Raw genomic sequence first — 26,994 nt, 5'->3', positions numbered from 1 at the left:
GGAGCATTACGCTTGGAATCCAAACAGTTAACCAGAGGACTTAAGCCGCGGCATATCGAGCTGATCGCACTGGGCGGCACGATTGGCGTGGGATTATTCATGGGCTCGGCAAGCACGATTAAGTGGGCGGGGCCTTCCGTGCTGCTAGCGTATCTTTTGGCAGGAATCATTATGTTTTTTGTGATGCGGATTATGGGGGAGATGCTGGTGGTGGAGCCGGTGACTGGTTCGTTCGCCACTTTTGCCCACAAATATATCAGCCCGCTGGCCGGCTTCCTGACCGCTTGGAGCTATTGGTTCCTATGGGTGACGGTCGGCATGGCCGAGGTTACGGCAATTGGAATCTATGTCGGGTACTGGTTCCCGGATATCCCGCAGTGGATTCCGGCGCTGATCGGGGTGGGCATCATTGCAGCAGCCAATCTGGCGGCGGTGAAGCTATACGGGGAGTTTGAATTCTGGTTTGCGATGATCAAGGTGGTTGCCATTGTGGTCATGCTGGTGATCGGCACCGGGGTGATTTTCTTCGGTCTCGGGAATGGCGGGCAGCCGCTCGGACTGTCCAATCTGTATAGCCATGGCGGTTTTTTTGCCGGAGGGCTGAAGGGCTTCCTGTTCGCGCTCTGCATTGTCACGGCGGCCTATCAGGGGATTGAGCTGGTGGGGATTACGGCAGGGGAAGCGGAGAATCCGAAGCAAACGCTGCGAAAAGCGATCAAGAATATCATCTGGCGCATTCTGATTTTCTACGTGGGGGCCATCTTCATCATTGTGACCATCTATCCGTGGAATGAGATCGGCGAGATCGGCAGTCCGTTTGTGTTGACCTTCGCCAAGGTAGGGATTGTCGCTGCGGCCGGCATTATCAACTTCGTGGTGCTGACAGCGGCCATGTCGGGCTGCAACAGCGGGATCTACAGTGCGGGTAGAATGCTCTACACCCTTGCCCAGAACGGACAGGCTCCGAAGTTCTTTGGCAGAGTCTCGGCCAGCGGAGTGCCCCGCAACAGTATTATTACAACGATCTCCCTGCTGCTGGTCGGCGTGCTGTTCAACTATCTGATACCGGACTCCAAGCTGTTTCTCTATATTTACAGTGCCAGCGTGCTTCCGGGAATGATCCCGTGGTTCGCCCTGGCCTTCAGCCAGTTCAGATTCAGAGAGCGGTGGGCAGGCGAGATGGCCACCCATCCGTTCAAGTCCCGCTTTTTCCCGGTCAGTAACTATATTATCATTATCTTCCTGTCGCTGGTCATCATCGGCATGTGGTTCAACCCGGATACCCATCTGTCGCTGATCGTCGGCGCGTCGTTCCTGGCTATTGTTGTGGCGGGGTACTATGCGTTTGGAATTGGTAAACGCCGGGTGCCCGGGGATGGGGAGGAAGTGTAGGGTTGTTATAACGAACAGAGCATGTCTCCGGCAAGTGCGGGACATGCTCTTTAATTTGAGCGTTAGGAGGCCGCCTGTAACCGGGGCGTATGAATCAAACAGTGGAGTGGCTGTAGTAACTGAACATAATAAATAAGTGGATAAACGTCATCTAATTATAGAAAAATCGTTGTTTGGGGAAGTTTAGTTGGAAATTATACACCTACTCCAGCCGAATACAGGTAACATTGCAAATAGGGCAGAATTAAGTGTCATAAATCCAACTAACTTCCGTCACCCTGGAAATGGCTCATCAACAAGTGCCGGAAATCCAACTATTGAGGACGCATGCTACCAGGATAAAGTTTGAAACTTAGAGAGGGGAGGGGATTTGTTCCTTTTTGACGAATATACACCACCATTAACATAATGAATTGATAAGCATAAGAAGCATATGGATTGCTGTAGTATTAATCACTGGAGGGTGAATGATGGTAACGATAAGGAAATGTACCATGGAGGATGTTCCTCAGGTAGCTGAATTATCTGAGATGTGGGCAAAAGAAGCGGTTACTTTCGCTTATCCAGCATCGAACACTGACAAGATTGCTCAGCGTATAGGGGATTATTTCTGGATTGCCGAGAAGCATGGACGGGTCATTGGATATACTCATGGAGCCATTCAAACATCCCAGTATTCGGTATTCCCTAATAACGCTTTATTTCTAGAGATTTATGAAGTATACGTCCATCCAGAGTACAGGGCAGATGGAGCAGGTCATCAGTTGGTGGACAAAATCATAAGTGAAGCTGAGCTACACGGTGTAGCTCATGCACTCGTAGGTTCTTCTAATTTGGATTGGAAACGAAGTGTCGGATTTTATGAGCGGCATGGCTTCAAGATGTGGTATATCCAAATGTATCGTTAATAAAAAGGCTTCCGAAGCAAACTACGCTCCGGAAGCCTTTTGTATGTCAATTCCTAAGACGAAGCTGCCGCCGCCGCAGCAGAGGCCGCAGCTACAGCAATCGCTGTCTGCTGGGCAATGATGATGTTGGTCAGGCTGGTAGACAGCGTGGATTCAATGATGCCGTTTCTGACATCATCGACATATTGATAGGAGACGAGTGCGGCAGACAGCAGGAGCAGCTCCTGCTTGTTGATCGACCAGCCGCCGAAGCCCTTCTGCGGGCGCAGGAACTCATAGGTATCCGAGACATCGCTTACCAGCTGCTGCTGTTCGTAGGGGATCAGGGACAGGATGCCAAGGGACGAGAGTGTATACTCCTTATCCAGCCGGATATCCCGTGCCCGGAACGCCTCACGCAGACTAAGCACCCGGCTCGCAAGATCCCCGCCGCCTAGCACCAGCACCTGTGTCAGCGCCTGAACACTGTTGCCGGAGAAGAACTCGGGCTTGAGCGTAACATAGAGCTGTTCCAGCTGCTCCAGTCCTTGCTCTACAGGGATATCGGAGAGCCCGAGCATGGCAGCGAAGATGTAGTCATCCCGTCCGGTCAGGAAACGGTGCTTCGACCGCATCCCCTCGTAGAACGCCTGGGTGCGGTCTATGGCTGCGGCATATTGATCGTACGGAGTATGGGCAGCGATCTGATAGGCGGCAATGACCAGGTAGTCGGAGGCCCGGAATTTGCGTTCCTTGAGCAAATCATATACAGCCAGCGTATTTGCAAGCTGCTGCTGCGGCTGGGGAGACAGGGAGAGCAGCGCTGCAATACAGATGGCTGAGGTTCCACGGAAAGAGGAGAAGCCCCGGGTGTTATCCTTGACCATCTCATGGTACAGGCGGATCGCCTGCACATTGGCCATCTTGTCCTCCACTGCGTAGAGCAAGGCTGCCAGCCGGTTCACGGAGGCATTTTGCCAAGGGAATTCCTGTTTGATCTGCTGGGCGTTAGTTACGAATAATTCAAGCCTGGCTATGTATGATTGCTTCATATGATGCACCTCTCATCTAGTGGTAGTTATTTGGGTTTATTCTACTATAAAAACCAAAACGATGAAATTGAATCTCTTCCCGCAGACTTGCCCCCAAACCTATGAGAGCGTATTCTTGAATAAAGATTACTAGAATGATGGATATTTATTCCGGAAAGAGAGGCAAGAGAATGATCAGAGCATCTGAAGATAACGAATATTATGAGCTGTCCAGTCCCACCATTCTCCCCAAGGCTTCGGGGTTTCTGTGGAATGAACAGATGATGATTCATATGAACTGCCGGGGCTATGCGGTAGCCCAGTTCATGCAGCCGGAGCCGGCCAAGTACTCCTATGCGCCGAATCTGGAGGCCAAGACGTTCATGCAGCCGGAGCAGCCTTATTATGCCCATCACCCCGGCCGCTTCGTCTATGTCAAGGATGAGGAGAACGGAGAGCTGTTCTCAGCCCCTTATGAGCCTGTCCGCACCCCTCCGGATCATTACACTTTTGCGGTGGGTAAACATAATATTGTATGGACCATCGAGAAGAACGGAATCGCGATAGAGATGACGCTAAGCCTGCCAAAGGATGACCCGATGGAGCTGTGGCGGGTGAAGGTGACCAATCTGTCTGCGGCGCGGCGGAGGATCAGCATCTATCCCTACTTCACCATCGGCTACATGTCATGGATGAATCAATCCGGCGAGTATAAGGAAGCCTTGCAGGGAATCGTGGCTACAGCGGTCACACCTTATCAGAAATATCAGGATTACGCCAAAATCAAGCATCTGAAGGACAAAACCTTCCTGCTGGCCGACCATGCCCCGGCCTCCTGGGAAGTGAATCAGGAAGCCTTCGAGGGCGAAGGCGGAATCGGCTCGCCGTCCGCGCTTAAGAGCGAACGGCTGGCGCAAGGCGAAGCCCGTTATGAGACCCCGGTTGCCGCCCTGCAATACAGTCTGGATCTGGCTGCGGGGGAAGAACGTGAATACCGCTTCGTCTTCGGCCCGGCCCGGAGTGAGCAGAGAATCGCGGAGATCCGCCGGAAGCTGTTCCTGGATACCGATGCGGCGGGCGAGGACGGATTCGTGCGCGCCGAGCGGGAATATGCGCAGTACATTGCGGAAGGCAGAGGGAGCATTGAGATCTCCACCCCGGATGCGGACCTCGACAATCTGGTCAACCACTGGCTGCCCCGGCAGATGTACTATCACGGGCAGACCAACCGCCTGACGACCGACCCGCAGACCCGGAATTATCTGCAGGATAATATGGGGATGAGCTATCTTAAGCCGCAGACGGCAAGAGAAGCGTTCCTGACGGCCTTAAGCCAGCAGGAGGCCAGCGGAGCGATGCCGGACGGCATTATTTTGCATGAAGCGGCTGAACTGAAATATATCAATCAGGTTCCGCATACAGACCATTGTGTCTGGCTGCCGATTTGCCTCAGTACCTATCTGGATGAGACCGATGATTACAGCATTCTGGATGAGGAAGTATCGTATGCGGGCGGCCTGGAGACAGGACCTGTGCATGAGCATATCGACCGGGCGGTGCAGTGGCTGCTGCATGAGCGGGATGAGCGCGGCCTGAACTATATCAATCAGGGGGACTGGTGCGACCCGATGAATATGGTAGGGTACCGGGGGCAAGGCGTGTCCGGCTGGCTGACCATCGCTACCGCGTATGCGTGTATGGTCTGGGCGGATATTTGTGAGCGGAGCGGCCGTACGGATATCGCCAAGACCTTCCGTCATGCGGCGAAGGAGACCAATGCGCTCGTCAATCAATACTTCTGGGATGGCGAGTGGTATGCGCGGGGAATTACTGATGACAATGTAGTGTTCGGAATCAGCAGCGACAAGGAAGGCCGGATCTTCATTAATCCCCAGGGCTGGGCGCTGCTCAGCGGTGCGGCCGATGAGGAGAAGCGGGCGAAGCTGATGAAGTCGGTCCATGAACAGCTGGAGACCCCGTATGGAGTGGAAAAGCTCGCCCCGTCCTATACCGCCATGCGCGAGGATGTGGGCCGGGTCACCCAGAAGCATCCGGGGACAGCCGAGAACGGCGCAGTCTATAACCATGCCGCAGCCTTCTATATCTATGGCTTGTATGCGGTGGGTGAGCAGGACCACGCGTACCGTCTGCTGCGTAAAATGCTCCCCGGGCCCGATATCGAGGATATCATCCGGCGGGGCCAGCTCCCGGTGTTCATTCCTAATTATTACCGGGGCGCGTATAAGCAATTCCCGCAGACTGCCGGACGCTCCAGCCATCTGTTCAATACCGGAACCGTTCCCTGGGTATACCGCTGTCTGATCGACGGATTGTTCGGGCTGCAAGGGAACCGGGAAGGGCTGCAGGTGAAGCCGCAGCTTCCTTCCGGCTGGCAGGAGGCCACCGTGAAGCGCAGCTTCAGAGGCGCTGAGCTGCAGATTGAGATGAAGCGTGAGTCCGGCGTAGCGGCAATCGAGGTATATCTGGACGGACAGCTTGTGGAAGATGGTGTTCTGAAGGAACTGAAATCGGGTAAGCAGTATCAGGTGCTGGTTAAGATTCCGGCTGGGGCTGCCCGACGATGAGCGTAAATAATATCGGCTGCTGGTAGTAGACCATCAGAATTTAACAAGTGATTTCATTCCATAAAAGCGGTAAGGTAAGAAGCTGCCTTCGTAGCGAAAAAACGGGGATAAGTGTATTCTGCGCAACTAAAAACAGTGAAACGGGTGAACTTCCTCTTCTAATTGTAGTCTGTACAACTACATTTGCCCGGATGGGCGAAAATCCAGGTATAGGGGCATTTTAATTGCACGAACTACATCTAAACGGAGATTTGGCGGCATATCGGACGATTTAGTTGTACGAATTGCAATTAAGCCTTCCCCTTGCACCCTAATCGGGGTAAGGTAACCCCTCAGTAAGCCATTAGTTAAAGTAATTCTCACATGTTTAGATCTGATGTGCTACTAAATAGTAGTATCTTTTTAGCAGGTTTTGATGAGGCGCGGGCCATCCGCGTCTCTTTTCAGTTATTGAAATTATTGGTATTGCAACATAGCTGATTATATTATAATTAGGTTAAAAAATAGGATCTTTGTCGTAAAGAGGCAGAGAAGAAGGGCTTTGTATGGGAATTAGCGAAGAGCAGAAGAGCGCCGCGAAGCAGAAGCTTATTCAGGTGTTTACCTATCTACAGGCTTTGCATCAGCTGAAGCAGCCGATAATCAAGCGTATAGCCAGTCAGTTATGGTCGCAGTCTCTTGCGGAACTGCCGACACATTCTAATGTAGTGTGTGATTTTACAGCGGGGATAAGCCCTTCTGAACGTATAGAAGATGAAGTGCCTGAGATTCTGCTTCGTGTGAAACGGCCCGATAAGACAGCATGCCCCAAGCCGCCGGAGCTGCTGTTGCGCTGGATGAAGCCGGAATGGGAGAAGATTCATGCCCGGGCGGAGCGTATGGAGAGTATGAACAGCTACAGAGAAGCTGAGAACGGTGAATATGAAGCTTACGTGGAACGTTTCGATCAAGATCATGAGAGAGTAAGCCTGTGGGACAGCTGGATTCAGGAGCGTGAACACTGGCAACAGCGGGAGTGGCCTGTTCGCCGAACGATTAAGCTGTTCGAGGATTTCTACACGCTATATTCTTGGATTGACCGTGAACGTGATGCTGTGGAGTTGATGATTGGCGACGGTATTCTGCACTGGGAGCTGGCACCGGAACCGGTTCACCATCCCGTACTTTTACAAAGAGTCGAGCTTGCCTTCAACCCTGAGGGTCCTGAATTTACAATCACGGCTACCGATAACGCACCTGAGTTCTATAGTCCGTTGTTCAGGGATATTCCTGAAATAAGCCCAGGTTCTCTCAAAAGATGTACCGGAGAATTGTTGGAAGCTCTATGCTCTCCTTTGGGCTATAGCGATACGGATGATTATTTACGGAGAATATCAGGCTACTTGTCGGCACAAGCACAGTTTATTCCTTACCATGGAACCTCTGCACCTGCTGCCCTGGACAAGAAGGCCATTTATATCCAACGAGAGCCGGTTCTTTTTCTGCGCAAACGTTCTGCCGGCTTCGAGCATGCTTTTGAAGAGATCATCGAAGACTTGAAAGTTAGAGAAGAACCGCCTCAGGCCATCGCGCGAATTACCGGAATTGATCCCGGAGAGGCTGCCAACCCAGCGAATGTATTTTCCTATACTAATCTCAATGTAAATGGCGAGAGTGAGGACGTTCTGTTCACCAAAGAAGCGAATTCAGAGCAGCTCGATATCGCCCTGAAGCTGGGCAAATACGGATCGGTACTGGTTCAGGGACCGCCGGGCACCGGGAAGACGCATACTATTGCCAATTTGCTCGGGCATTTTCTGGCAGAAGGAAAAAGCGTACTTGTAACAAGCCATACCTCAAGGGCGCTAGCTGTACTGCGTGATAAAGTGGCCGGGCCGCTTCAGGATCTATGTGTCAGTGTGCTGGATGATGTCAGTGGACAGAAGCAGCTTGAAACCTCAATCGATACGATTACTTCCACCTTAAGCTCGATATCCATTGACCAGACAGAAGCAGAGGTAGAACGGATGAGCGCTGAACGTAAATCCTTGCTGGACAAGATCAGGGACGTTGAAGAACGGCTGCAGTTCTCCAGAGAGAGTGATTACCGGCCTATTGTGATGTGGGGAACGCAGTACGATCCTTCCGCAGCGGCCAAATTAATCTCTGAAGGCCGGAATACGATGGAGCTGGTTCCGGGGAGCATAGTGCCCGGCCATGTTTTTCCGCTTACTTCAAATGAATTAGACCAGCTATACAGAAGCTCGGAAATCATCAGTATACTGGATGAGACGGAATTTCAGTACTTACACAGTCGAGTAGAACTACCTGTTACTCCTGATATATTCCATAAGCTTGTACAGGAGAATCAGCATTTGTCCACAATAGAGACTAGCAGACATATCCCTTACTGGGTAAGAGGAGCCGAGGTGCAACCAGATAAGCTGCTTGTTGCCCTACAACAGCTGCGCCAGGCATTTGGAACCGTTACTGAGGACGAATGGAAGCTGGATCTGGTTTCAACCAGGGAAACGGACAAAAACGACTGGATTGACCTGCTGGAAGAAATGGAGAAGTGGGTTGAACTGTATCGTATAGCGAGAACTGCCCGATATAAATATGGTTTTGATTATCTGTCCGATACCGATTTGCAGCCACTGCTGCCTATTCTGGAGGAAATGAAGCGGTATCTGGAAGCCGGGGGGAAGCTGAATACCTTCCAATTGCTGCTTAAGAGACAGTGGAAAAAGACCTGCGAGCTGATTGCGCCTCCCGGCAAAGCCCTGGAAGAAGTTGACGCTGCTTACTTGGACGCACTGCTGGCGATGGGGGCGTATCAGGCTCAGCGTTCCAAGTCTATCATCCGCTGGAAGCGTCAGGTAACGGATCGGGGCGGATATGATCTGGCGGAATTTGGGCCGCAGCCGGAAGAGCAACTGGATAACGTTATTCAGGAGATAAGCAGCCTGCTGTACTGGAGACAGACCAGCTTCGATCCGCCGCTTCATTCTCTAGAGAGTGAGGGACTGCTGTGGGATGTCCTTCTGAATGCTAAGCCCATGCCTGTAGGCAGACATATGGAATGGCATCACCTCCGGGAACTTGCAGAACAAGAACTGCCTCTTATTATAGATTCATATCTTCAAGCCAAGAGATGGACTTCGGTCAAAAGTCAGATTGCAGAAGCAGGCAGGATGGCTGATTCGCTGGGAGATTCCCGTTCCGCTATAGCCAGCCGTCTGCAACAAGGTGTAATCCGGCTGGACCCGGCACTCTATGAACAGGCATATGAGGAGGTTCAGCAGCTGTGGGATAAAAGCGCATTAATCGCCCAAAGGGGAGCCTTGATTCAACAAGTGCAGAAGAGCGCACGGGAGTGGGCGCTGGCACTTAAGGATAGAAGCGGAATCCATGGAAGTTATCGCGCACCGGAAGGCCTTGATACCGCCTGGCTGCTCAAACAGCTGGATATGGAGCTTGATGAGCGGGGGAGCATCCCGGCGCAGCATCTTCAGGAAGAACTGGCGGATTCCCGTAAGAAATTCAAAGCAATCACAGTTCAGTTAGTGGAGAAGAAGGCTTGGCTGGCACTGGCTCGTAAAACTACGCTCAAGCAACAGAATGCGCTACATGGATGGAAGCTGCTGATGAAGAAGGCCGGCAAGCGCACAGGAAAAGCTGCACCTCATCTTCTGGCTGAGGCTCGAAAGCTGATGCCGGTCTGCCAGACTGCTGTTCCGGTCTGGATCATGCCGACGTATAGAGTGGTAGACAGCTTTACACCGTCTGAGAACCGGTTTGATGTGGTGATTGTGGATGAAGCCAGCCAGGCCGATATTATGGCGCTGACCGCTCTGTATCTGGGAACCCAAATTGTCGTGGTGGGGGATGATGAGCAGGTAAGTCCGGAAGCAATCGGCCAGCGGCTGGATGAGACCAGAAGGTTAATGGGGGCGCATTTGGAGGGGATACCCAATGCTGCGCTTTATGACGGAAGTACCTCAATCTATGATTTAGCCAAAACTTCATTCGCGGGTATGACGCAGCTTCGTGAGCATTTCCGCTGTGTGGAGCCGATTATTCAGTTCAGCAATCTGTTGTCCTATAATGGCTCAATTCTTCCGCTGCGGGATGCCAGCGGGGTCTCCACTAAGCCGTATACAGTAGAGTACCGGGTGGAAGGAGCGAGCCGGAACGGTAAGCGCAATGAGGCTGAAGCAGAGGCAATTGCATCTTTGATTCTGTCTGCGATCCAGTTGGAAGAATACAGGGATGCAACCATCGGTGTAATTACATTGCTTGGCGAAGAACAGGCTATTCTGATTGATCAGTATCTGCACAAGTATATTCCGGCGACTGAATATCAAAGGCGGAAGATACGCTGCGGGAACTCTGCCCAGTTTCAGGGAGATGAGCGCGATATTATTTTCCTGTCCATGGTAGATGCTTCTGAAGAGATGGTGCCCCTGCGTTTGATATCTGATCCGGGAAACCGCACCAAAAAACGGTATAACGTAGCTGTAAGCCGTGCCCGCGACCAGCTATGGCTTATTCATTCGCTGGATGCCTCTATCCAACTCAAAGAAGGGGATTTGCGGAAACAGTTAATTGAATATGTCAAAAATCCGTATTCAGCAGATGAAGCATATAAACGTCATGAGCCCGTGCTGGAGTCCGAATTCGAGCGGCAGGTTATGCGCCGGGTGACGGGGGAAGGCTATAGAGTACTTCCTCAATGGAAAGTTGGGGCCTACCGGATTGATATGGTTGTTGAAGGAGGCGGGAGACGTCTTGCGGTGGAATGTGATGGAGACAAATGGCATCCGGCAGAGAAGCTTAAGGAAGATATGGACAGACAGTCTATACTGGAACGCCTGGGCTGGAGCTTCGTGCGGATTCGCGGTGGAGAATATTTCCGGAATCCGGAAAAGGCGCTGCAGCCGCTGTTCCGCAGACTGGAAGAGCTGGACATTCCGCGTGAGCTTCATCGTCAGGAGACAGAACGGGCTTCCGAAGATTCCGCTGAGCACGGGCTGAAGGCGTCTATCATCAACAGGGCAGCGCAGATCCGGCAGGAATGGCACAAGGTAGAGCAGGAATCGGCTACGGAGGAGCAGCCATCCGAGGAGGATATATCTGCGGAGTATGTAATAGATGTAGCCGGGTTCAGATCAGCGGAGGAAGAGGCTGTTGACGAATTCTTTTATCAGGAAATCAGCGGGCAGCCAAATCTCACAGACTATTGGACAGAAGAAATGCGTAACAGGGAAGAGGAGCGGCAGGCGGCAATGGAACAGGAGCTTGTCTTACTGGAATCGATTTCTGGTCTGGAAGTGCACTACTGGAACGATTCTAAAGTTCGGTCAGATGGGCTGGATGAATATATGGACCGGGGCTCCAGATTTAATTTGCGGGATTATCTGCAAGCCAATAATCTGCAATTTGTAGATACAAGAGATCAGGACGGCTCAATTTGGGTAATTAAGGACTTGAACATGGTCAGGCATTTACCGGCATTGCGGCAGATAGGGCTGACGTTTACTTATGTAAAAGAAGGTGTGTACGCTACCCGCTGGAGGGCTGCGTGGTATTGCAGATAAGGCGAATTAAAATTGTGATAGAGGAGGCGCATGAACATGACGAATCATATTCCGGAAGTACTGCTGAACGATGGAATGAAGGTGCCTGCGATTGGCTACGGAACGGCCTGGATCAAAGGTACGAAGGGCGTGCAGAATCAGAGGACTGCCCTGGATTTGGGGTATCGTCTGATTGATTCGGCATTCAACTATGAGAACGAAGGCGTTGTCGGGGAAGCGGTACGGCAGAGCGGGGTACCCAGAGACCAGCTGTTCATTACATCCAAGCTGCCCGGACGCCATCACAAGTATGATGAAGCGGTCGAGACTGTTCAAGAATCGCTGTACCGTGCAGGACTTGATTATTATGACCTGTATCTGATTCACTGGCCGAACCCCAAGGTGAACCTGTATGTGGAAGCATGGCAGGCGCTGATTGATGCTCGGAAGCAGGGATTGATCCGTTCGATCGGCGTCAGCAACTTCCTGCCGGAGCATCTGGACCGCCTGATCAAGGAAACGGGGGTGGTACCGGCTATGAACCAGATTGAACTGCATCCCTTCTATCAACAGGCGGAGCAGCGCGCATATCATGAGCAGCACGGAATAGTCACAGAATCCTGGAGTCCGCTGGGACGCGGCACGGAGCTGCTGAAGAATGAACAGCTGATTGCGATTGCCACAGCCCATGGCAAATCGGTCTCACAGATTGTTCTGCGCTGGCATGTGCAGCTGGGAGCGGTTCCGATTCCAAGATCGGCGTCGGAGGAGCATCAGCGGGAAAATTTAGAAATTTTCGACTTCGAGCTATCGGAGGCGGAGATGAAGGTGATTGCGGAACTCCCGTCCACCGGACCGCTGTGGGACCAGGACCCGGCCGTGTACGAAGAGTTCTGATTCGTTGATGTTATAGTTATAGCCCCTTGCTCTTTGGCAGGGGGCTATTGTTTTGTTACAGCGCTCATACATAATTCGTTTAAGAAAAAGGGAAGCTGGTTACATAGAAAGAGTCAGAAGCCTACACAATCAGAAGCGAACAGAGGAGGAATATTATCATGAGTAATCAATATAAGATTCAAGATCCTGTGCAGCAATATGAAAAGGCTACGCCTGAATTCGAGCAGCAGCAGCCCAGTCCGGGCTTAGAGACAAAAATGCACCCGCGTCCCGATGACGGAGCGGGCACCTACAAGGGCAGCGGGAAGCTCACCGGACGGAAGGCCGTCATTACGGGAGCGGACAGCGGAATCGGGCGGGCGGTAGCGATTGCTTATGCCCGTGAAGGTGCCGATGTGGTGCTGGCCTATCTGCCGGAGGAAGAAGCTGATGCGAAGGAAGTCGTTAAGCTCATCGAGGAAGCCGGACGCAAGGCGGTGGCCCTGCCGGGCGATCTGAAGGACGAGAAGTACTGCGAGCGGCTGATTGCCAAGGCCGTAGAGGAGCTGGGCGGAATTGATATCCTGGCTAACATTGCAGGCAAGCAGCAGTTCGTGAAAGACATCGCCGACCTGACTACAGAACAGTTCGATGCTACCTTCAAGACGAATGTCTACTCGCTGTTCTGGCTCTGCAAGGCAGCGGTGAAGCATATGAAGCCTGGGAGTACAATTATTAATACCTCATCGATTCAGGCCTACGAGCCTTCAGAGATTCTGCTGGATTATGCCACCACGAAGAGTGCCATTAATACCTTCAGCAAAGCTTTTGCCCAGCAGGTGGCCCCTAAGGGAATCCGGGTGAACGTGGTTGCCCCTGGACCGGTATGGACTCCGCTTCAGATCAGCGGGGGACAGCCGGAGGAAGTCCTGAAGGACTTCGGAGCTAAGACCCCGCTGGGACGCCCCGGCCAACCGGCTGAGATGGCTCCGGCCTATGTGTTCCTGGCCAGCCAGGAATCAAGCTATGTCAGCGGTGAGACCCTGAATGCCAACGGCGGAATGCCGACCCCATAAATAAGAATGAGTAACAACACACTTGAGCAGGAACCTCCGGCAGGAGGTTTTTTGCTGTGACCCCACTTTTGCCATCATAGGGGGTTCATGTGCTACACTTGAGTCAATGAATTGAAATCGTATCTGCCAGTTCTGGTGCATTAGCGGTTTGTGGAGAAGACAGGAGGAGACGGCATGGCATTCGTAACGGTGAAGGGCGAATATAAACGCTATAAGATGGGGGAGACCCTGATTGTTGCCAACGACGGCATTGAGTTCGAGATCGAGAAGGGTGAATTTGCTGTAATTGTGGGGCCCAGCGGGGCGGGAAAATCAACGGTGCTTAACATACTGGGCGGGATGGATTCCGCCGACGAAGGCCAGGTCATTGTGGACGGTACTGACATCGCACGTTATAGCGCCAAGGAATTGACCGGCTACCGCCGTAATGACGTGGGTTTCGTGTTTCAGTTCTATAATCTGGTCCCTAATCTGACCACTCTGGAGAATGTCGAGCTGGCTTCGCAGATCTCGCCCCGGGCCCTCGATGCCCGGAAGGTGCTGGAGGATGTGGGCCTTGGCGCGCGGCTGAATAACTTCCCGGCCCAGCTCTCGGGCGGGGAGCAGCAGCGCGTGGCTATCGCCAGAGCGCTGGCGAAGCAGCCGAAGCTGCTGCTCTGTGATGAGCCGACCGGTGCGCTCGATTACAATACCGGCAAGCAGGTGCTTAAGCTGCTGCAGGATACCTGCCGCGACACCGGCACTACGGTGATTGTAATTACGCATAACCTAGCGATTGCTCCAATGGCCGACCGGGTCATTGAGATCAACAACGCCAAGGTACGGAAAATGGTGAAGAATCCAGCACCGGTATCCGTGGAAGATATCGAATGGTAAGGAGCCGGGAATGATGAAGAAACGGGCACTATGGAAGGATGTTTTTCGGGAGATCGGCCGCACCAAGGCGAGGTTCCTCTCGATCTTTGCAATTATTATGCTGGGGGTCAGCTTCTTCTCCGGGATCAAGTCGGCCGGGCCGGATATGCTGGACACCGCAGCGACGTATTATAAGGATCTGCGGCTGATGGATCTGCGGGTCCAGTCCACTTACGGCCTGTCGGAGCAAGGGATCGAGAAGCTTCGGGAGATACCCGGGGTGCAGACAGTTCAGCCTGTATACAGCTCCGATGTCTTTCTTGGCGACAGCGGGCTGATTGCCAAGGTCTATTCGTATGCGGACAATAATGAACTGAACGGCTACAAGCTCACCGCCGGGCATCTCCCGGCAGCCTCTGGAGAGATTGTACTGGATGAACACCTGCGCGAACAGGAGAAATTCAAGCTTGGCGATTCTATTATCTTCGGCGGCGAGGCCGGGGAGACGCCTGAGCAGAGCTTCCGGACCAAGACCTATACGGTAGTAGGCTTCGCGCAGAGCCCACAATATATTGAGACCGCGAACCGTGGAACGAGCCGGATCGGCAAAGGGACTGCCGATGCGTTCGCCGTCATCCCGGAAGGGGATTTCACACTTCCGGTGTATACGGAGGCCTATCTCAGCTTCAAGGATACGGCTGCGGAGAGGGCCTATACTCCGGCCTATGACACGTTGGTTGAGCGCCACCTCACAGAGACAGAGCAAGCGCTCAAGGATTACCCGGCGCAGCGTCTGGAGGAGCTGAAGGCGGAAGCGGCCGCCAAGCTGGCTACGGGCCAGCAGGCAGTGGATGCCTCGCAGCAACAACAGCAGACAGCGGCGCAGAGCCAGCCGGAGCTGCCTAAAGTATATGTGGCCGATCGCACAATGAACCCGGGATACGCCGAATACAAGGATAATGCGGACCGTCTGTCCGCGATTGCGTCGGCTTTTCCGGTATTCTTTTTCCTGATTGCAGCGCTTGTCAGCTTAACCACGATGACCCGCATGGTGGAGGAGCAGCGGCTCCAGATCGGGACGTTGAAGGCACTCGGATACGGCGCAATGGACATAATGACCAAGTTTCTGGTGTACGGAACACTTGCCAGCCTAGCGGCATCCATCGCGGGTCTGGCGGTCGGCTTCACGTTCTTCCCGGACCTGATCTATAATGCTTACAGCTCTCTCTATAACCTGCCGGATGTGATCAAGAGCTTCTACCCTTCTTACGCCGTTATTTCTATAGTCGTGGCGCTAATCTGTACAACGATGACGGCCATGGTCGCTTCACGGGTGGAGCTGCGGAGCAACGCGTCTGTGCTGATGCGGCCCAAGGCACCCAAGAGCGGGCAGCGGATTCTACTGGAGCGCTTCAAGTTCCTGTGGACCCGGCTCAGCTTCGTGCAAAAGGTGACGGCCCGCAATCTGTTCCGCTACAAGCAGCGGATGTTCATGACCGTTATCGGGGTGGCAGGCTGTACCGCGCTGATCCTGACCGGCTTTGGACTGAAGGATTCCATCGGCAGCATCGCCGAGCGGCAGTTCGGCGGGATTATGAAATACAGTGCCCTGGTTGCCCTGCATGATAATGCAGCCGCCGCAGATCAGGCTTCCTATAAGAAGCTGATTGAACAGGAGACTGCGGTGACAGGCACGCTGAATGTGCTGCAGGAGGCTATGACCGCCCGGGCCAAAGGCGTGAACGACCAGGAAGTGCGGATCTTTGTTCCCTCGGATACAACCGCACTGGCGTCTTTCGTTAATCTTAAGGACCGCAGCACCGGTAAGCCGCGTGTACTGAGTGACGAGGGCGCGGTCATTACAGAGAAGCTGGCTAAGCTGTATGATGTTGCCCCCGGGGGTACGTTGACGCTTCTGGACAGCAACAATGAGCCATTCCAGATCAAGGTAGCGGCGGTCACCGAGAACTATGTGCTGCATTATGTATACATGACCCCGGCTTACTACACGGAGGTGTTCGGCAAGGAGCCGGTCTATAATACTCATTTATTGAACTACAGCGGCAAGGATAAAGGGTGGGAGAGCGCCTTCGGGGAGAAGCTGACTGCGAATGGGCAGGTGGCCTTGGTCAGCTTTTCCAGCGGTGTGGGAGAGGCCTTCGAGGAAACTATGGACAGTATGGATATCGTCATTGTGGTGCTGATTGTCTCTGCTGCCGCGCTGGCCTTCGTGGTCCTGTACAACCTGACTAATATCAATGTGTCTGAGCGGGTCCGCGAATTGTCTACGATTAAGGTGCTCGGCTTCTATGATAAGGAAGTCACTCTGTATATTTACCGGGAAAATATTCTGTTGACCCTGCTCGGCATCCTGTTCGGCAGTGCTCTGGGGGTGATCCTGCACCGGTTCGTCCTGTCGACTGCCGAGCTGGATGCCACCATGTTCGCTCCGCTCATCAAGTGGCAGAGCTACATTTATGCAGCGTTGCTGACCATACTATTCTCAGGCATCGTAATGGCTTTCATGCACATCAAGCTCAAGCGGATTCATATGATTGAAGCGCTGAAGTCGGTAGAGTAGTTCAGTCACGATTTTGTCAAAAAAATAAAAAAAGCATCAGCATACAAGGAAGGATAATGAGCCGAGGGCAGAGGGAGCCCGGAGCCGTTATCCTTCTTTTTTGTGCCTGAAAAGGAACCGATGGCTGGGGAATTAGCGCTGAAACATACGAAAATATGACGAACAGTGTCGGAAAATCGCGAAAATGATAAGAAAGTGTCATTAAAACTAACCCGATTAAACTTATTATAATGATGGGTAAAAGGTATTTTTACAGTTATTTCAAGATACATTGGAAGTAAATGTTTCAGGAGCAAAAAAGTAAGATTGTACAGCGGTAAATAAATATATTGACGTAAGATATATTCACATGTAATATAAACCATAATTTATGAGGGAAGTTGTGAGGCTTCCCGCCGGGAATGTTATCCCTGACCTTAATTGACCCGCGGTCTATTCAACGCATTTCTACAATATATATTAGGTGTGATGTTATGTCACATGTAATGCGTAGGCGGTCATTAGTGGTCTTAGACGGATAACGATCCGGAGCATCCCAGTCTCCCGAGAAGCTTTGAAGAGCAGGTACAAGCACTTAACTAAGGAGGAGTAAAGGAATGGCGAAAAAGAGAAAATGGTGGTCAGGTTTACTAGTCTTATCGTTGGTAGGGGTTCTATTTACAGGTTGCAGTACGAATAACACTGCGGGTTCTTCAACAAATGCGCCTGCAGCCACTACAGCACCGGCAGAGAGTGCGACGCCTGATGCTACGGAAGCACCTGCGGCTGACGCACCGGTCGACGGCGGAACGCTCGTTACAAGTACATTCTCCGATATTGTTAATATTAACCCTCTTATGATTAATGACACCTCGTCGGGCGATGTTGCCCAGTTCGTCTTCGCCAAGCTGTACAATCTCGATCGTGAAGGTAATGTACAGGCAGAGGATTGGTCGCTGGCTGCCGCGTTGCCGGAGATCTCTGAAGATGGCTTAACCTATACCGTGAAGCTGAAGGATACCGCCAAATGGAGTGACGGCCAGCCGGTTATTGCAGATGATGTAGTGTACACCATCGAAACGGCCAAGAATCCTGAGACAGGTTCACCGTTGACCAGTGCCTTTGACAAGGTGAAGAGCGTTGAGAAGGTGGATGACCACACCGTCAAGATCACAATGTCCCAAGTCTATGCGCCGTTCCTGTATGCGCTGGTCCAGGAGATTGTTCCAGCCCATGTCCTGAAGGATGTGAAGCCTGCGGAAATGCAGAAGAATGCCTATGGTACTGATCCGGCCAAGACGGTTACAAACGGACCGTGGAAGTGGACAGCCTGGAAGCAGGGCGAGAGCCATACCCTGGATGCTGATCCGAACTACTGGGGAACCGTGAAGCCTCATATCGCTCAGGTTATCTACAAGATCTACGCCGACCAGAACACTGAGGTACAGGCGATTATGAAGGGTGACACTGACCATATCAGTGCGATTCCGGTAACTCAGGTTGAAGCGGTTAAGGCTGACGGGAAAATCGATATCATCCAGAAGCCGGGCGCGCAGTACGAATATGTTAACTTCAACTTTGACGGCAAGAACTTCCCGGATGGCTACGGCCTGTTCCAGGGACAGAAGACCAGACAGGCGATTGCCCATGCCTTGAACCGTCAAGGAATGGTGGATAATATCCTGAAGGGCGTAGGCGCGCTGATGAATGCGCCGTTCCTGCCGGATACGTGGGCTGACCCGGGTGATGCTGCTGTGAACTATGATTACAATGCTGAAACGGCCAAGAAGCTCCTGGCTGAAGACGGCTGGGTTGCGGATGCCAAGGACGGCATTCTGGTCAAAGACGGCCACCGCTTCTCCTTCGAGCTGCAGTATAATGCCGGCAACAGCCGTCGTGAACAGGTAGCCGCTGTTATCCAGCAGAACCTGAAGGATGTCGGCATTGAGGTGAAGCCTAAGGCGATCGACTTCGCTGCATGGATTGACCAGAACGTAACGCCGGGTAAATATCAGGCCCTGCTGCTGGCATGGTCCCTGAATACACCAGACCCGGATGCAGAGAGCATCTTCTCCTCCAAGTACTTCCCGCCTGCCGGACAGAACAGCGGCTGGTATAAGAATGAGAAGCTGGATAAGCTGTGGGTAGACGGATATTCTACGGTAGATCAGGCTAAGCGCAAAGAAATCTACAAAGAAGTAGGTAAGGAAATCTCGACCGACCTTCCTTATGTATTCCTGTATCAGTATGGTCAGGCGATCGGAACAGGACCTAGAGTGCACTGGGCAGAGGAGGATGCTCCTGAGCCGTCACTGGGCTACGGACAATTCTTCCACGCTATCAAATGGTGGGTAACCGAGTAACGTACCGACTAACTGAATAGACTTGCGGGAGGTGAAGGAGCGTGCTCTTTCACCTCCCCCTTTTGTATCAATGGGAGGGGCCGCCGCAAGCTTTCGCCTTACCATCTCTAGGAGGATAGCCAATGACAGAATACCTGATACGTAGAGTGCTTCAATCGGTACTGGTCATCTTTCTGATTACCATACTAACCTTTCTTCTGATCCATGCAGCTCCGGGCGGCCCTACACAAGTGATGCTCGCGCCGGGCCTGACACCGGAAATCTTCGAGCAGCAAGCCAAGAACCTGGGTCTGGATCAGCCGATTCATATCCAGTATTTCCACTGGATCGGCGACCTGCTGCAAGGAGATCTGGGGTATACCTTCAAGAACCATATTGCGATCTCGGATCTGCTCTGGCCGCGTATCGGCAATACCATAATCCTGATGGGCGCGGCTTGGCTGGTATCCCTGCTGATCGCAATCCCTTGGGGAATCTATAATAGTACCAAAGTCTATGGTTTATCGGATCAGACGGCTTCATTCATTTCTTATCTGGGCTTCGCCATGCCGACCTTCTGGTTCGGGATTCTATTGCAGCAGTGGCTGTCGCTCAAGCTGGACTGGTTCCCATTGTCGGATATGCATACAAGAGGCAAGGAAGACAGTATCGCTGATTTATTCATGCATCTGGTGCTGCCGGTAACCGTACTGGCACTTGGTTTCCTGGCTTCTTATATGAAGTATGCGCGGGCCAGTATGCTGGAGGTGCTGGATCAGGATTATATCCGGACGGCACGGGCCAAAGGTGTCAAGGAACGGAAGGTCGTCTTCCGCCATGCCCTGCGCAATGCACTAATTCCAATTATTACGATACTAGGCCTTGATCTTCCGATCCTGGTAGGAGGGGCCGCACTAACAGAGAATGTATTCAACTGGCCGGGAATGGGCCGTTGGTTCGTAGAGATGGCCACTGCACGCGAATATTCGGCACTGATGGCTGTGACTATCGTCACGGCTGTGATGGTCGTCATTGGCAATCTGCTGGCAGATATACTGTATGTCGTAGTTGATCCCCGGGTGAAGCTCGGCAAGCAAGGGGGGAAGGCAGCATGAGTACAGATAATACAGAGCTTATCAAAGGGAAGGTCTCCAAGCCGCTGGGAACGCCGGATATGAGTCCGATGCCGGGCGGGACCGACCCGGAAATTCCGGTGGTGGAGTTGGACAGACCTCCCGGCCCGTGGAGAGTGCTGTGGAAGAAGTTTTCACGCAATCCTTTTGCCATGGGCGGGTTGGCCGTCCTGCTTATCTTTGTCCTGCTGGCGATCTTCGCACCGTTTCTGACTTCCTATGGGCCGGAGAAGATTGATCTGATGTTCGCCAACCTGAAGCCGGGAGCGGAGGGGCATCCCCTCGGCACCGACGAGCTGGGCCGCGATATTCTCAGCAGATTGCTCTACAGTGCGCGAATCTCGCTGCTTATCGGTTTTTCCGTTGCTTTTGTATCCGTGCTGGTCGGATCGGTGGTCGGTGCAATCTCGGGTTACTTCGGCGGATTCGTGGATACGGTATTCATGCGGATTGTTGACGTCATGAACTCCGTACCATCCCTGTTCCTGAATATCCTGGTGATGGCGCTTTTCGGAACACAGATTAAATTCATGATCCTGATTCTGGCGTTCACGAGCTGGATGAGTATTGCCCGGCTGGTCCGGGGAACCTTCCTGCAGCTGCGGGAAATGCAGTATGTGGAGGCGGCTAGAGCAATTGGCGTATCCAGCTGGGGAATCATCTTCCGGCATCTGCTCCGCAATGCAAGCTTCCCGATCATTGTTAATGCCACGTTGATGGTCGGCGGCGCGATTCTCAGTGAATCCGCGTTGTCCTATCTGGGTCTTGGTATTCAGGCTCCGGCTACGAGCTGGGGGCTGATGCTCAGCAACGCCCAGGAGTTCATGCTGATTGATCCGATGCAGGCGGTGTATCCGGGCTTTTGCATCCTGATGGTGGTGCTGGCGGTTAACTTTATCGGCGACGGCATCCGGGATGCCCTTGATCCCAGACAGCAAGTGACCAAATCCCGGAGGAGGCTGGAACAATGGCGCAAAAACTACTCGAAATCCGGAAACTAACTGCCGGCTTTGCGACAGAGAAGGGACTGCTCAAAGCAACCGACGGCATCTCCCTTACGGTGAATAAAGGTCAGACAGTCTGTATTGTAGGCGAATCCGGCAGCGGCAAAAGTGTCACCTCGCTGGCGATCATGCGCCTGATCGATTATGCGGGCGGTATGATCCTGGATGGACAGATTGACTTCCATGGACAGGATCTGGGGGCGAAAAGCCAGGAGGAGATGCGGGAGATCCGCGGCAACCAGATCGCTATGATCTTCCAGGACCCGATGTCTTCGCTGAATCCGGTCTTCACCATAGGGGAACAGATTGCTGAGAGTCTGCGGCTGCATCAGAATAAGAAGGATGCAGAAGCGCTGAAGCTGGCGGTCGATCTGATTAGATTGGTGGGCATACCGGCACCGGAGATCCGTGCGAAGCAGTACCCGCATGAGCTGTCTGGCGGGATGTGCCAGCGCGTAGTCATTGCGATTGCGCTGGCCTGTAACCCCGAGCTGTTGATTGCCGATGAGCCGACCACCGCACTTGATGTTACGGTCCAAGCGCAGATTCTGGATCTGCTGCGCAAGCTTCAGTCTGAGCTTGGCATGTCCATCCTGCTGATTACCCACGACATGGGAGTTGCCGCTGAGATGGCGGACCGCATTGCTGTCATGTATGCGGGCGCTATCGTGGAAGAAGGCGGTGTGGAAGAGATCTTCGACCACCCCAGCCATCCTTATACGATAGGCCTGCTCCAGTCGATTCCGGGGTTCGAAGGCGGACGGGGAGGCGAGCTCTATACGATCAGCGGAACGATTCCGCCAATAGGACAGCTGCCTGCGGGCTGCCGCTTCCATCCGCGCTGTCCGCATGCGATGGACATCTGCCGGAGCCAGGAGCCGCCGGATTTCCTGATCTCTGATGATCACCGGGCCGCCTGCTGGCTGTTCAAGGATAAGCCGGTTTCAGCGTATACCAGCGGGGAGGCGAAGCGCGCATGATGAACAAGACATTGGCCAAGCCAGATCGTAAGGTTGCTGCCTCCTCAGAAGTACTGGTGGAGGTTAAGGATATTAAGAAGTATTTTCCGATCACCAAGGGTCTGCTTAACCGGACCGTCGGGCAGGTGAAGGCGGTGGATGGGGTCAATCTGGCGATCCGCCAAGGCGAGACGTTCGGGCTTGTCGGGGAATCCGGCTGCGGCAAATCCACCTTCGGACGGGTACTGCTCCGGCTGCAAAGTGCGACCGGGGGGCAGGTGCTATTCAAGGGCCAGGATATCCATTCGCTGGGTTCGCGTGACATGCGGAAGCTGCGGGAAGAGATGCAGATTATTTTCCAGGACCCGTTCGGATCGCTGAACCCGCGCTTTCTCGTCAAGGATATTATCGGCGAGCCGCTGCGCATTCACTGGAGGATGTCCGGCAAGGAGATCGATGCCCGGGTGGTCGAGCTGATGGAGCTGGTGGGTCTGGATGCCAGCCGCCGGAACCGCTATCCGCATGAATTCTCCGGCGGACAACGCCAGCGCATTGGCATCGCCCGGGCGATTGCGCTGAATCCGCAGTTTATTGTGGCCGATGAGGCCGTGTCCGCGCTGGACGTATCCGTGCAATCCCAGGTCATTAACCTGCTGATGAAGCTGCAGAAGGAGCTGGGCCTAACCTTCCTGTTCATTGCGCATGGTTTGAACGTAGTCCGTCATATCTCTGACCGCGTTGGGGTCATGTACCTGGGTAAGCTGGTGGAGGTGGGGGAGACGGAGGAACTGTTCGCGGCCCCTCTGCATCCGTATACTGCCGCCCTGCTCTCGGCCATTCCCAAGCCTACGCCAAGGCGTAAGCAGGAGCGCATTATGCTGGAGGGAGATGTGCCCTCCCCGGCCAATCCGCCCTCCGGCTGCCGGTTCCATACCCGCTGCCCGTTCGTCCAGGACAAATGCCGCTTAGTGGAGCCGCTGCTGGAAGAGGTCCTGCCGGGCCGTCCGGTAGCCTGTCATTTCCCGTTGCTTCCGAAATCCTGAGCAAGGATTACCATATGCTGTACCGAAGAGGGACACTGCTGAATCTTACGCAGTGTTCCTTTTTTTGATTTTGGGGCGCCCCGCAAAGTGCCTGAGTCATCACCTACGCTAAAGCCCCACTTTGTGGGGTTATTTTGTAAGGCCGCTTCAAACTAATCATTGTGCTACAGGCATTTCTATAAGAAAATGAGAAAAAGACTAATCAATACCGCAAAGCTTGCGGAACCGGAGGCTATGGTGAAAAAGGTCAATACAGCAATTTCAGCACTCTTTATCCTTGTTATGATAATAGCTGTCTGGGTATGGGCAGTGTCGGTACATACCTGGACCCTGGCGGGGGCCTTGGCTTCCCTGCTCTGTCTGGCCCTGTTTATCTGGACGGGCCTGCGGGCCATCCCCGCTATAACCGGGTACATCAATAGCCCAAGCGCACTGCGGACGGTGAATACGGACGACTCCCCGGAGGAACGGCAGCGGATCTGGTGGAAGATTGTGCTGTGGGTGATCGCTAGCCGGGTGCTGCTAATCCTTGCGGCTTATGTATTCTGGGTGCTTCGGGAGGGAGGCTCAGGCAGCCTGTTCTCCCGCTTCATTGAGATGTGGCATATCCGCGGAATTGATGCGATGTCTTACCTGGGCATTGCCGAACGGTGGTATGTGACGGAAGGAGATCCCAGATTTCATATTGTATTTCTGCCGTTCTTTCCCGTTATGATCAAGCTGGCGCAGTTCTTCACAGGCAATTATATGGCTGCAGGATTTGCCGTAGCCAATCTCTGCACGCTTGCAGCGGCGTTGTTCGCTTATGAACTGGCCCGGCTGGATATGGCGCGCAAGAATGCTTTGCGGGTGGTGAAGTACATCTTCATCTTTCCGTCAGCCTTCTTTTTCTTCCTTCCCATGACGGAGGCGCTGTTCCTGCTGCTCTCCCTGATGGCGCTGTATTTTGTGCGCAAAAAGCGATGGCTGCTGGGCTGCCTCTGTGCAGCGCTGGCCGGATTCACCCGTTCCCCGGGGATTCTGCTGGCCGTGCCGATTGCCGTGGAATTTGCCCGGGAGCTGGCCGCTGGCTACAGGTCAATGGACCGGAAGGCTTTTACGAATAAGCTGATCTTGGCTGTTCTCTCCCTGGTGAGCGTCTCGTTCGGTCTGCTGGCTTATCTCTACATCAATTACAATGTGACGGGCAACGCGTTCCAGTTCAGTATTTATCAGCGGGAGCACTGGTCGCAGCGGTTCTACTTCTTTTTCGATACTGCGAGATATCAGATGGAATATGCGGTGAATACCTTCAAGGATGCCGATTACCGGTCGTTCTTAGGGCTGTGGCTGCCGAATTTGTGTGCGATCTTCCTGGTTCTCTTCATGATGCTCTGCAGTACGAAGAAGCTTAATCCCGCCTACATGGCGTACATGATCGCCTATTTCGTCTATGTAGTGGCCCCGACTTGGCTGCTGTCTGCTCCGCGTTATTTCGCTGTTGCGTTTCCGCTGGCGTTCGCGGCTGTGCTGTTGACGGAGGATAAGAAGTGGAAGGATATCCTGCTCACTACGCTATTTATTGCGGGGGGTCTGCTGTATCTGGCAGTGTTTGTATCCGGTTATCCGGTATATTAGTGTGTATTAGAAATTACAGAAACGATGGTGGCTATGCAGATTCAACTAGAAGATCAGATGGTTACGTTACATGTCCAGTATGCCAAGCGCAAGAAGCTATCCGTAACGGTGGACGGCTCGGACCTCATTACCGTTAAGGCGCCCAAGGGAACGAGTGAAGAGGCGATCCTCGGTGCGGTAGCAAGTCTAGGCCCGAAGATTCTGGAGAAGCTGCGCAGCAATGCGGCAGCCCGGCAGGTGCCGAGGGTTAAGGCTTATGAGGGCGACGAAGAAGCCTTCTTGTACTTGGGGAAGGAATATGCGCTGCATGAGCTGATTGGGGACCGGCAGGCGGATGCGGAGGAGCTGAAGCTTGCGCTGAAGAAATTCTATACGGCCAGTCTGAAGAAAATCATCGCAGAGCGCATCAAGCCCTACCAGACGCAGCTCAGAGTGAAGCCGAAGAGTGTGGAGATTGTGGAGTCGCGGACCAAGTGGGGGAGCTGCAGCTTTGACGGCAAGCTGACGTTCAATTACCGCCTGGCCATGGCGCCGCCTGAAGTGATTGACTATGTCATCATTCATGAGCTGTGTCATCTGCTGCATATGAATCATGACCGTTCCTTCTGGCGGCGCCTGGGCAGTATCATGCCGGACTATAAGGAGAAGGAAGCGTACCTGGCCCGGCAGGGGCAGTTCATGACGCTGTGACCTATGTGACATATTGAAAGAAATGAATTTATTCCATAGATGCGGTAATGTATGGACTATCGTTCTTTCCGAAGCGAACATTCGGTGATAGTTGTATTCTGTACACTTAAAAACAGTGGAAAAGAAAGAATTCCTCTCTTAACTGTAGTCTGTACAACTAAATCCGCCTGAATGGGTGAGAACCCGGTGCAGAGGGCATTTTAGTTGTAGGAAATACAGCTAAACGGAGATATGGCGGCACATCAGACGATTTAGTTGTACGAATTGCAATTAAGCATACCACTTGTACCTTCATCGGGGCATGGCAAACCTTCAACAAGCGACTTAGTTAAGCTGTTCTCACATATTGCAATCTGATGCTTCACTAGGCGATGGAAGTAGCCGGATGCTTAACGTTAGCAGGATATTGCTGCCCGCCCTGAGTCCGGACAAATAGGCCCTCTGAATGTCTGCTGCCTGACAGCTCCAGGCCGGGTTCATCCGGGGTGAAGTGGAAGACGATCGTCTCCGTATCGCTGTCCGCAAGCTTCAGGGCGATGTCGCGGCAGGAGACGGGCTGTGTGCTGATCAGATCGAAGAGCTCAAGCTGCCCATTCTCCTGCTGATAGATGGCAATGAGATTCTCGTCCTCCAGGTAGTAGAGCTGATCGCTGAACACGTTCAGGCAGTAGAACATCAGCAGTCCATGGGCGCTGTTGACGCCAAGACGCTCGGATACCGGTACCCGCTGCGCTCCAAGGGTGGAGACCAGGCTCAGATCACGCGGGTCGTCTAGATCCAGCTTGCGGATTGCCGCAGATCCGGCAGTGCCCCCGGGGCAGGCCATGGAGAAGATCTGCTCTTCCACCGGGTGGAAGCCGAACTTAGGATAGAACTCCAAGACTGACTCATTGGCAAAAAGATACATGAATTCACACGCTTGCCCATACTCCTCCAGTACCTTGTCCATCAACCGTGCAGACAGGCCGCGTCCTCTATAGTCAGGATGAGTCATCACCGTCCCGATCTGCACAGCAGGGGACTTCACTCCATTAATGGTTAGCTCTATTAAATTCACCGAGACATTCGCCACGATCCGGTCTCCCTCCGCATAAGAATAAGGGACATACTTATCCGTCCAGCAGCCCTCCTCATACCAGCGCTCCAGCTCTAGCTCGAACGTATCTTTTGCCAGCTCGAAAAAGCTGTTCCGCAGCGGTGTTATGTCTTTGTAATCCCTGACAAACTTCAATTCTTGCAAGGCTTATCACTCCGTATCATATATTTGTTGCCCCTACAGTATAAGCCATTATATACCATAGGTCATATTTCAGGGTTTTAATACCATAGATTTTAACTAAAGTCAATACGCTAAAGGATACCTAAAAGTACTCTCTGGTACTATTC

Annotated in this window: 16 protein-coding genes and 1 pseudogene; 15 read left to right on the top strand and 2 right to left on the bottom strand. The window is 52.9% G+C overall.

Going from position 1 to position 26,994, the window contains the following annotated elements:
• Positions 1 to 12: 12 nt before the first annotated feature.
• Together J2Z70_RS17165 and J2Z70_RS17160 are read left to right on the top strand one after the other, a co-directional pair.
• Complete coding sequence (locus J2Z70_RS17165; protein WP_209875266.1) at positions 13 to 1,392, top strand: amino acid permease; 1,380 nt, start codon at positions 13 to 15, stop codon at positions 1,390 to 1,392.
• Between the two features lie 494 nt (positions 1,393 to 1,886).
• Positions 1,887 to 2,300, top strand: coding sequence for a GNAT family N-acetyltransferase (locus J2Z70_RS17160; protein WP_209875264.1), 414 nt, complete (start codon positions 1,887 to 1,889; stop codon positions 2,298 to 2,300).
• 53 nt (positions 2,301 to 2,353) lie between these two features.
• Here J2Z70_RS17160 and J2Z70_RS17155 read toward each other — a convergent pair whose 3' ends face one another.
• Positions 2,354 to 3,331: a DUF4003 family protein gene (locus tag J2Z70_RS17155; protein ID WP_209875262.1), complete on the bottom strand. Its 978-nt coding sequence runs from the start codon at positions 3,329 to 3,331 to the stop codon at positions 2,354 to 2,356.
• A gap of 170 nt (positions 3,332 to 3,501) precedes the next feature.
• Here J2Z70_RS17155 and J2Z70_RS17150 point away from each other — a divergent pair, with 170 nt between their 5' ends.
• From J2Z70_RS17150 to J2Z70_RS17090, 13 genes and pseudogenes are all read left to right on the top strand, one after another.
• The gene (locus tag J2Z70_RS17150; RefSeq protein WP_209875260.1) at positions 3,502 to 5,895 is read left to right on the top strand and encodes a GH36-type glycosyl hydrolase domain-containing protein; all 2,394 of its coding nucleotides are present in this window, start codon (positions 3,502 to 3,504) and stop codon (positions 5,893 to 5,895) included.
• 545 nt (positions 5,896 to 6,440) lie between these two features.
• On the top strand, positions 6,441 to 11,474 hold the full coding sequence (locus tag J2Z70_RS17145; RefSeq protein WP_209875258.1) for an AAA domain-containing protein: 5,034 nt from the start codon (positions 6,441 to 6,443) through the stop codon (positions 11,472 to 11,474).
• Between the two features lie 36 nt (positions 11,475 to 11,510).
• Positions 11,511 to 12,350, top strand: a complete 840-nt coding sequence (locus J2Z70_RS17140) for an aldo/keto reductase (RefSeq protein ID WP_209875256.1) — start codon at positions 11,511 to 11,513, stop codon at positions 12,348 to 12,350.
• A 158-nt stretch (positions 12,351 to 12,508) separates the two neighbouring features.
• Positions 12,509 to 13,405, top strand: a complete 897-nt coding sequence (locus J2Z70_RS17135; protein ID WP_209875254.1) for an SDR family oxidoreductase — start codon at positions 12,509 to 12,511, stop codon at positions 13,403 to 13,405.
• 174 nt (positions 13,406 to 13,579) lie between these two features.
• Positions 13,580 to 14,281, top strand: a complete 702-nt coding sequence (locus J2Z70_RS17130; protein ID WP_036730659.1) for an ABC transporter ATP-binding protein — start codon at positions 13,580 to 13,582, stop codon at positions 14,279 to 14,281.
• Positions 14,282 to 14,384: 103 nt separating this feature from the next.
• Positions 14,385 to 16,841, top strand: a pseudogene (locus J2Z70_RS17125) (ABC transporter permease); the annotation flags it as partial.
• 596 nt (positions 16,842 to 17,437) lie between these two features.
• Positions 17,438 to 19,183 carry a peptide-binding protein gene (locus J2Z70_RS17120; RefSeq protein ID WP_036730651.1) on the top strand — a complete coding sequence of 582 codons (1,746 nt, stop codon included), beginning with the start codon at positions 17,438 to 17,440 and terminating at the stop codon, positions 19,181 to 19,183.
• A gap of 122 nt (positions 19,184 to 19,305) precedes the next feature.
• Positions 19,306 to 20,277 (top strand): ABC transporter permease, encoded by a 972-nt coding sequence (locus tag J2Z70_RS17115; RefSeq protein WP_076081946.1) that lies wholly within the window; start codon positions 19,306 to 19,308, stop codon positions 20,275 to 20,277.
• Positions 20,278 to 20,336: 59 nt separating this feature from the next.
• A complete protein-coding gene (locus J2Z70_RS17110; RefSeq protein WP_209875540.1) occupies positions 20,337 to 21,296 on the top strand; it encodes an ABC transporter permease in 960 nt (319 codons plus the stop codon).
• Positions 21,263 to 22,279 (top strand): ABC transporter ATP-binding protein, encoded by a 1,017-nt coding sequence (locus J2Z70_RS17105; protein WP_036730645.1) that lies wholly within the window; start codon positions 21,263 to 21,265, stop codon positions 22,277 to 22,279. Before J2Z70_RS17110 ends, J2Z70_RS17105 begins: the two co-directional genes overlap by 34 nt.
• The gene (locus tag J2Z70_RS17100; protein WP_281068214.1) at positions 22,276 to 23,301 is read left to right on the top strand and encodes an ABC transporter ATP-binding protein; all 1,026 of its coding nucleotides are present in this window, start codon (positions 22,276 to 22,278) and stop codon (positions 23,299 to 23,301) included. The genes J2Z70_RS17105 and J2Z70_RS17100 overlap by 4 nt, the downstream gene beginning before the upstream one ends.
• 282 nt (positions 23,302 to 23,583) lie before the next feature.
• On the top strand, positions 23,584 to 24,918 hold the full coding sequence (locus J2Z70_RS17095; RefSeq protein WP_209875250.1) for a hypothetical protein: 1,335 nt from the start codon (positions 23,584 to 23,586) through the stop codon (positions 24,916 to 24,918).
• A gap of 33 nt (positions 24,919 to 24,951) precedes the next feature.
• A complete protein-coding gene (locus J2Z70_RS17090; RefSeq protein ID WP_209875248.1) occupies positions 24,952 to 25,608 on the top strand; it encodes a M48 family metallopeptidase in 657 nt (218 codons plus the stop codon).
• Positions 25,609 to 25,972: 364 nt separating this feature from the next.
• Here J2Z70_RS17090 and J2Z70_RS17085 read toward each other — a convergent pair whose 3' ends face one another.
• Positions 25,973 to 26,848 carry a GNAT family N-acetyltransferase gene (locus tag J2Z70_RS17085; RefSeq protein WP_209875246.1) on the bottom strand — a complete coding sequence of 292 codons (876 nt, stop codon included), beginning with the start codon at positions 26,846 to 26,848 and terminating at the stop codon, positions 25,973 to 25,975.
• Positions 26,849 to 26,994: the final 146 nt, after the last annotated feature.

Source organism: Paenibacillus silagei (assembly GCF_017874735.1).
In the GTDB taxonomy this organism is placed as follows: domain Bacteria; phylum Bacillota; class Bacilli; order Paenibacillales; family Paenibacillaceae; genus Paenibacillus_AQ; species Paenibacillus_AQ silagei.
This window is presented reverse-complemented; position numbering and strand designations above follow the sequence as displayed.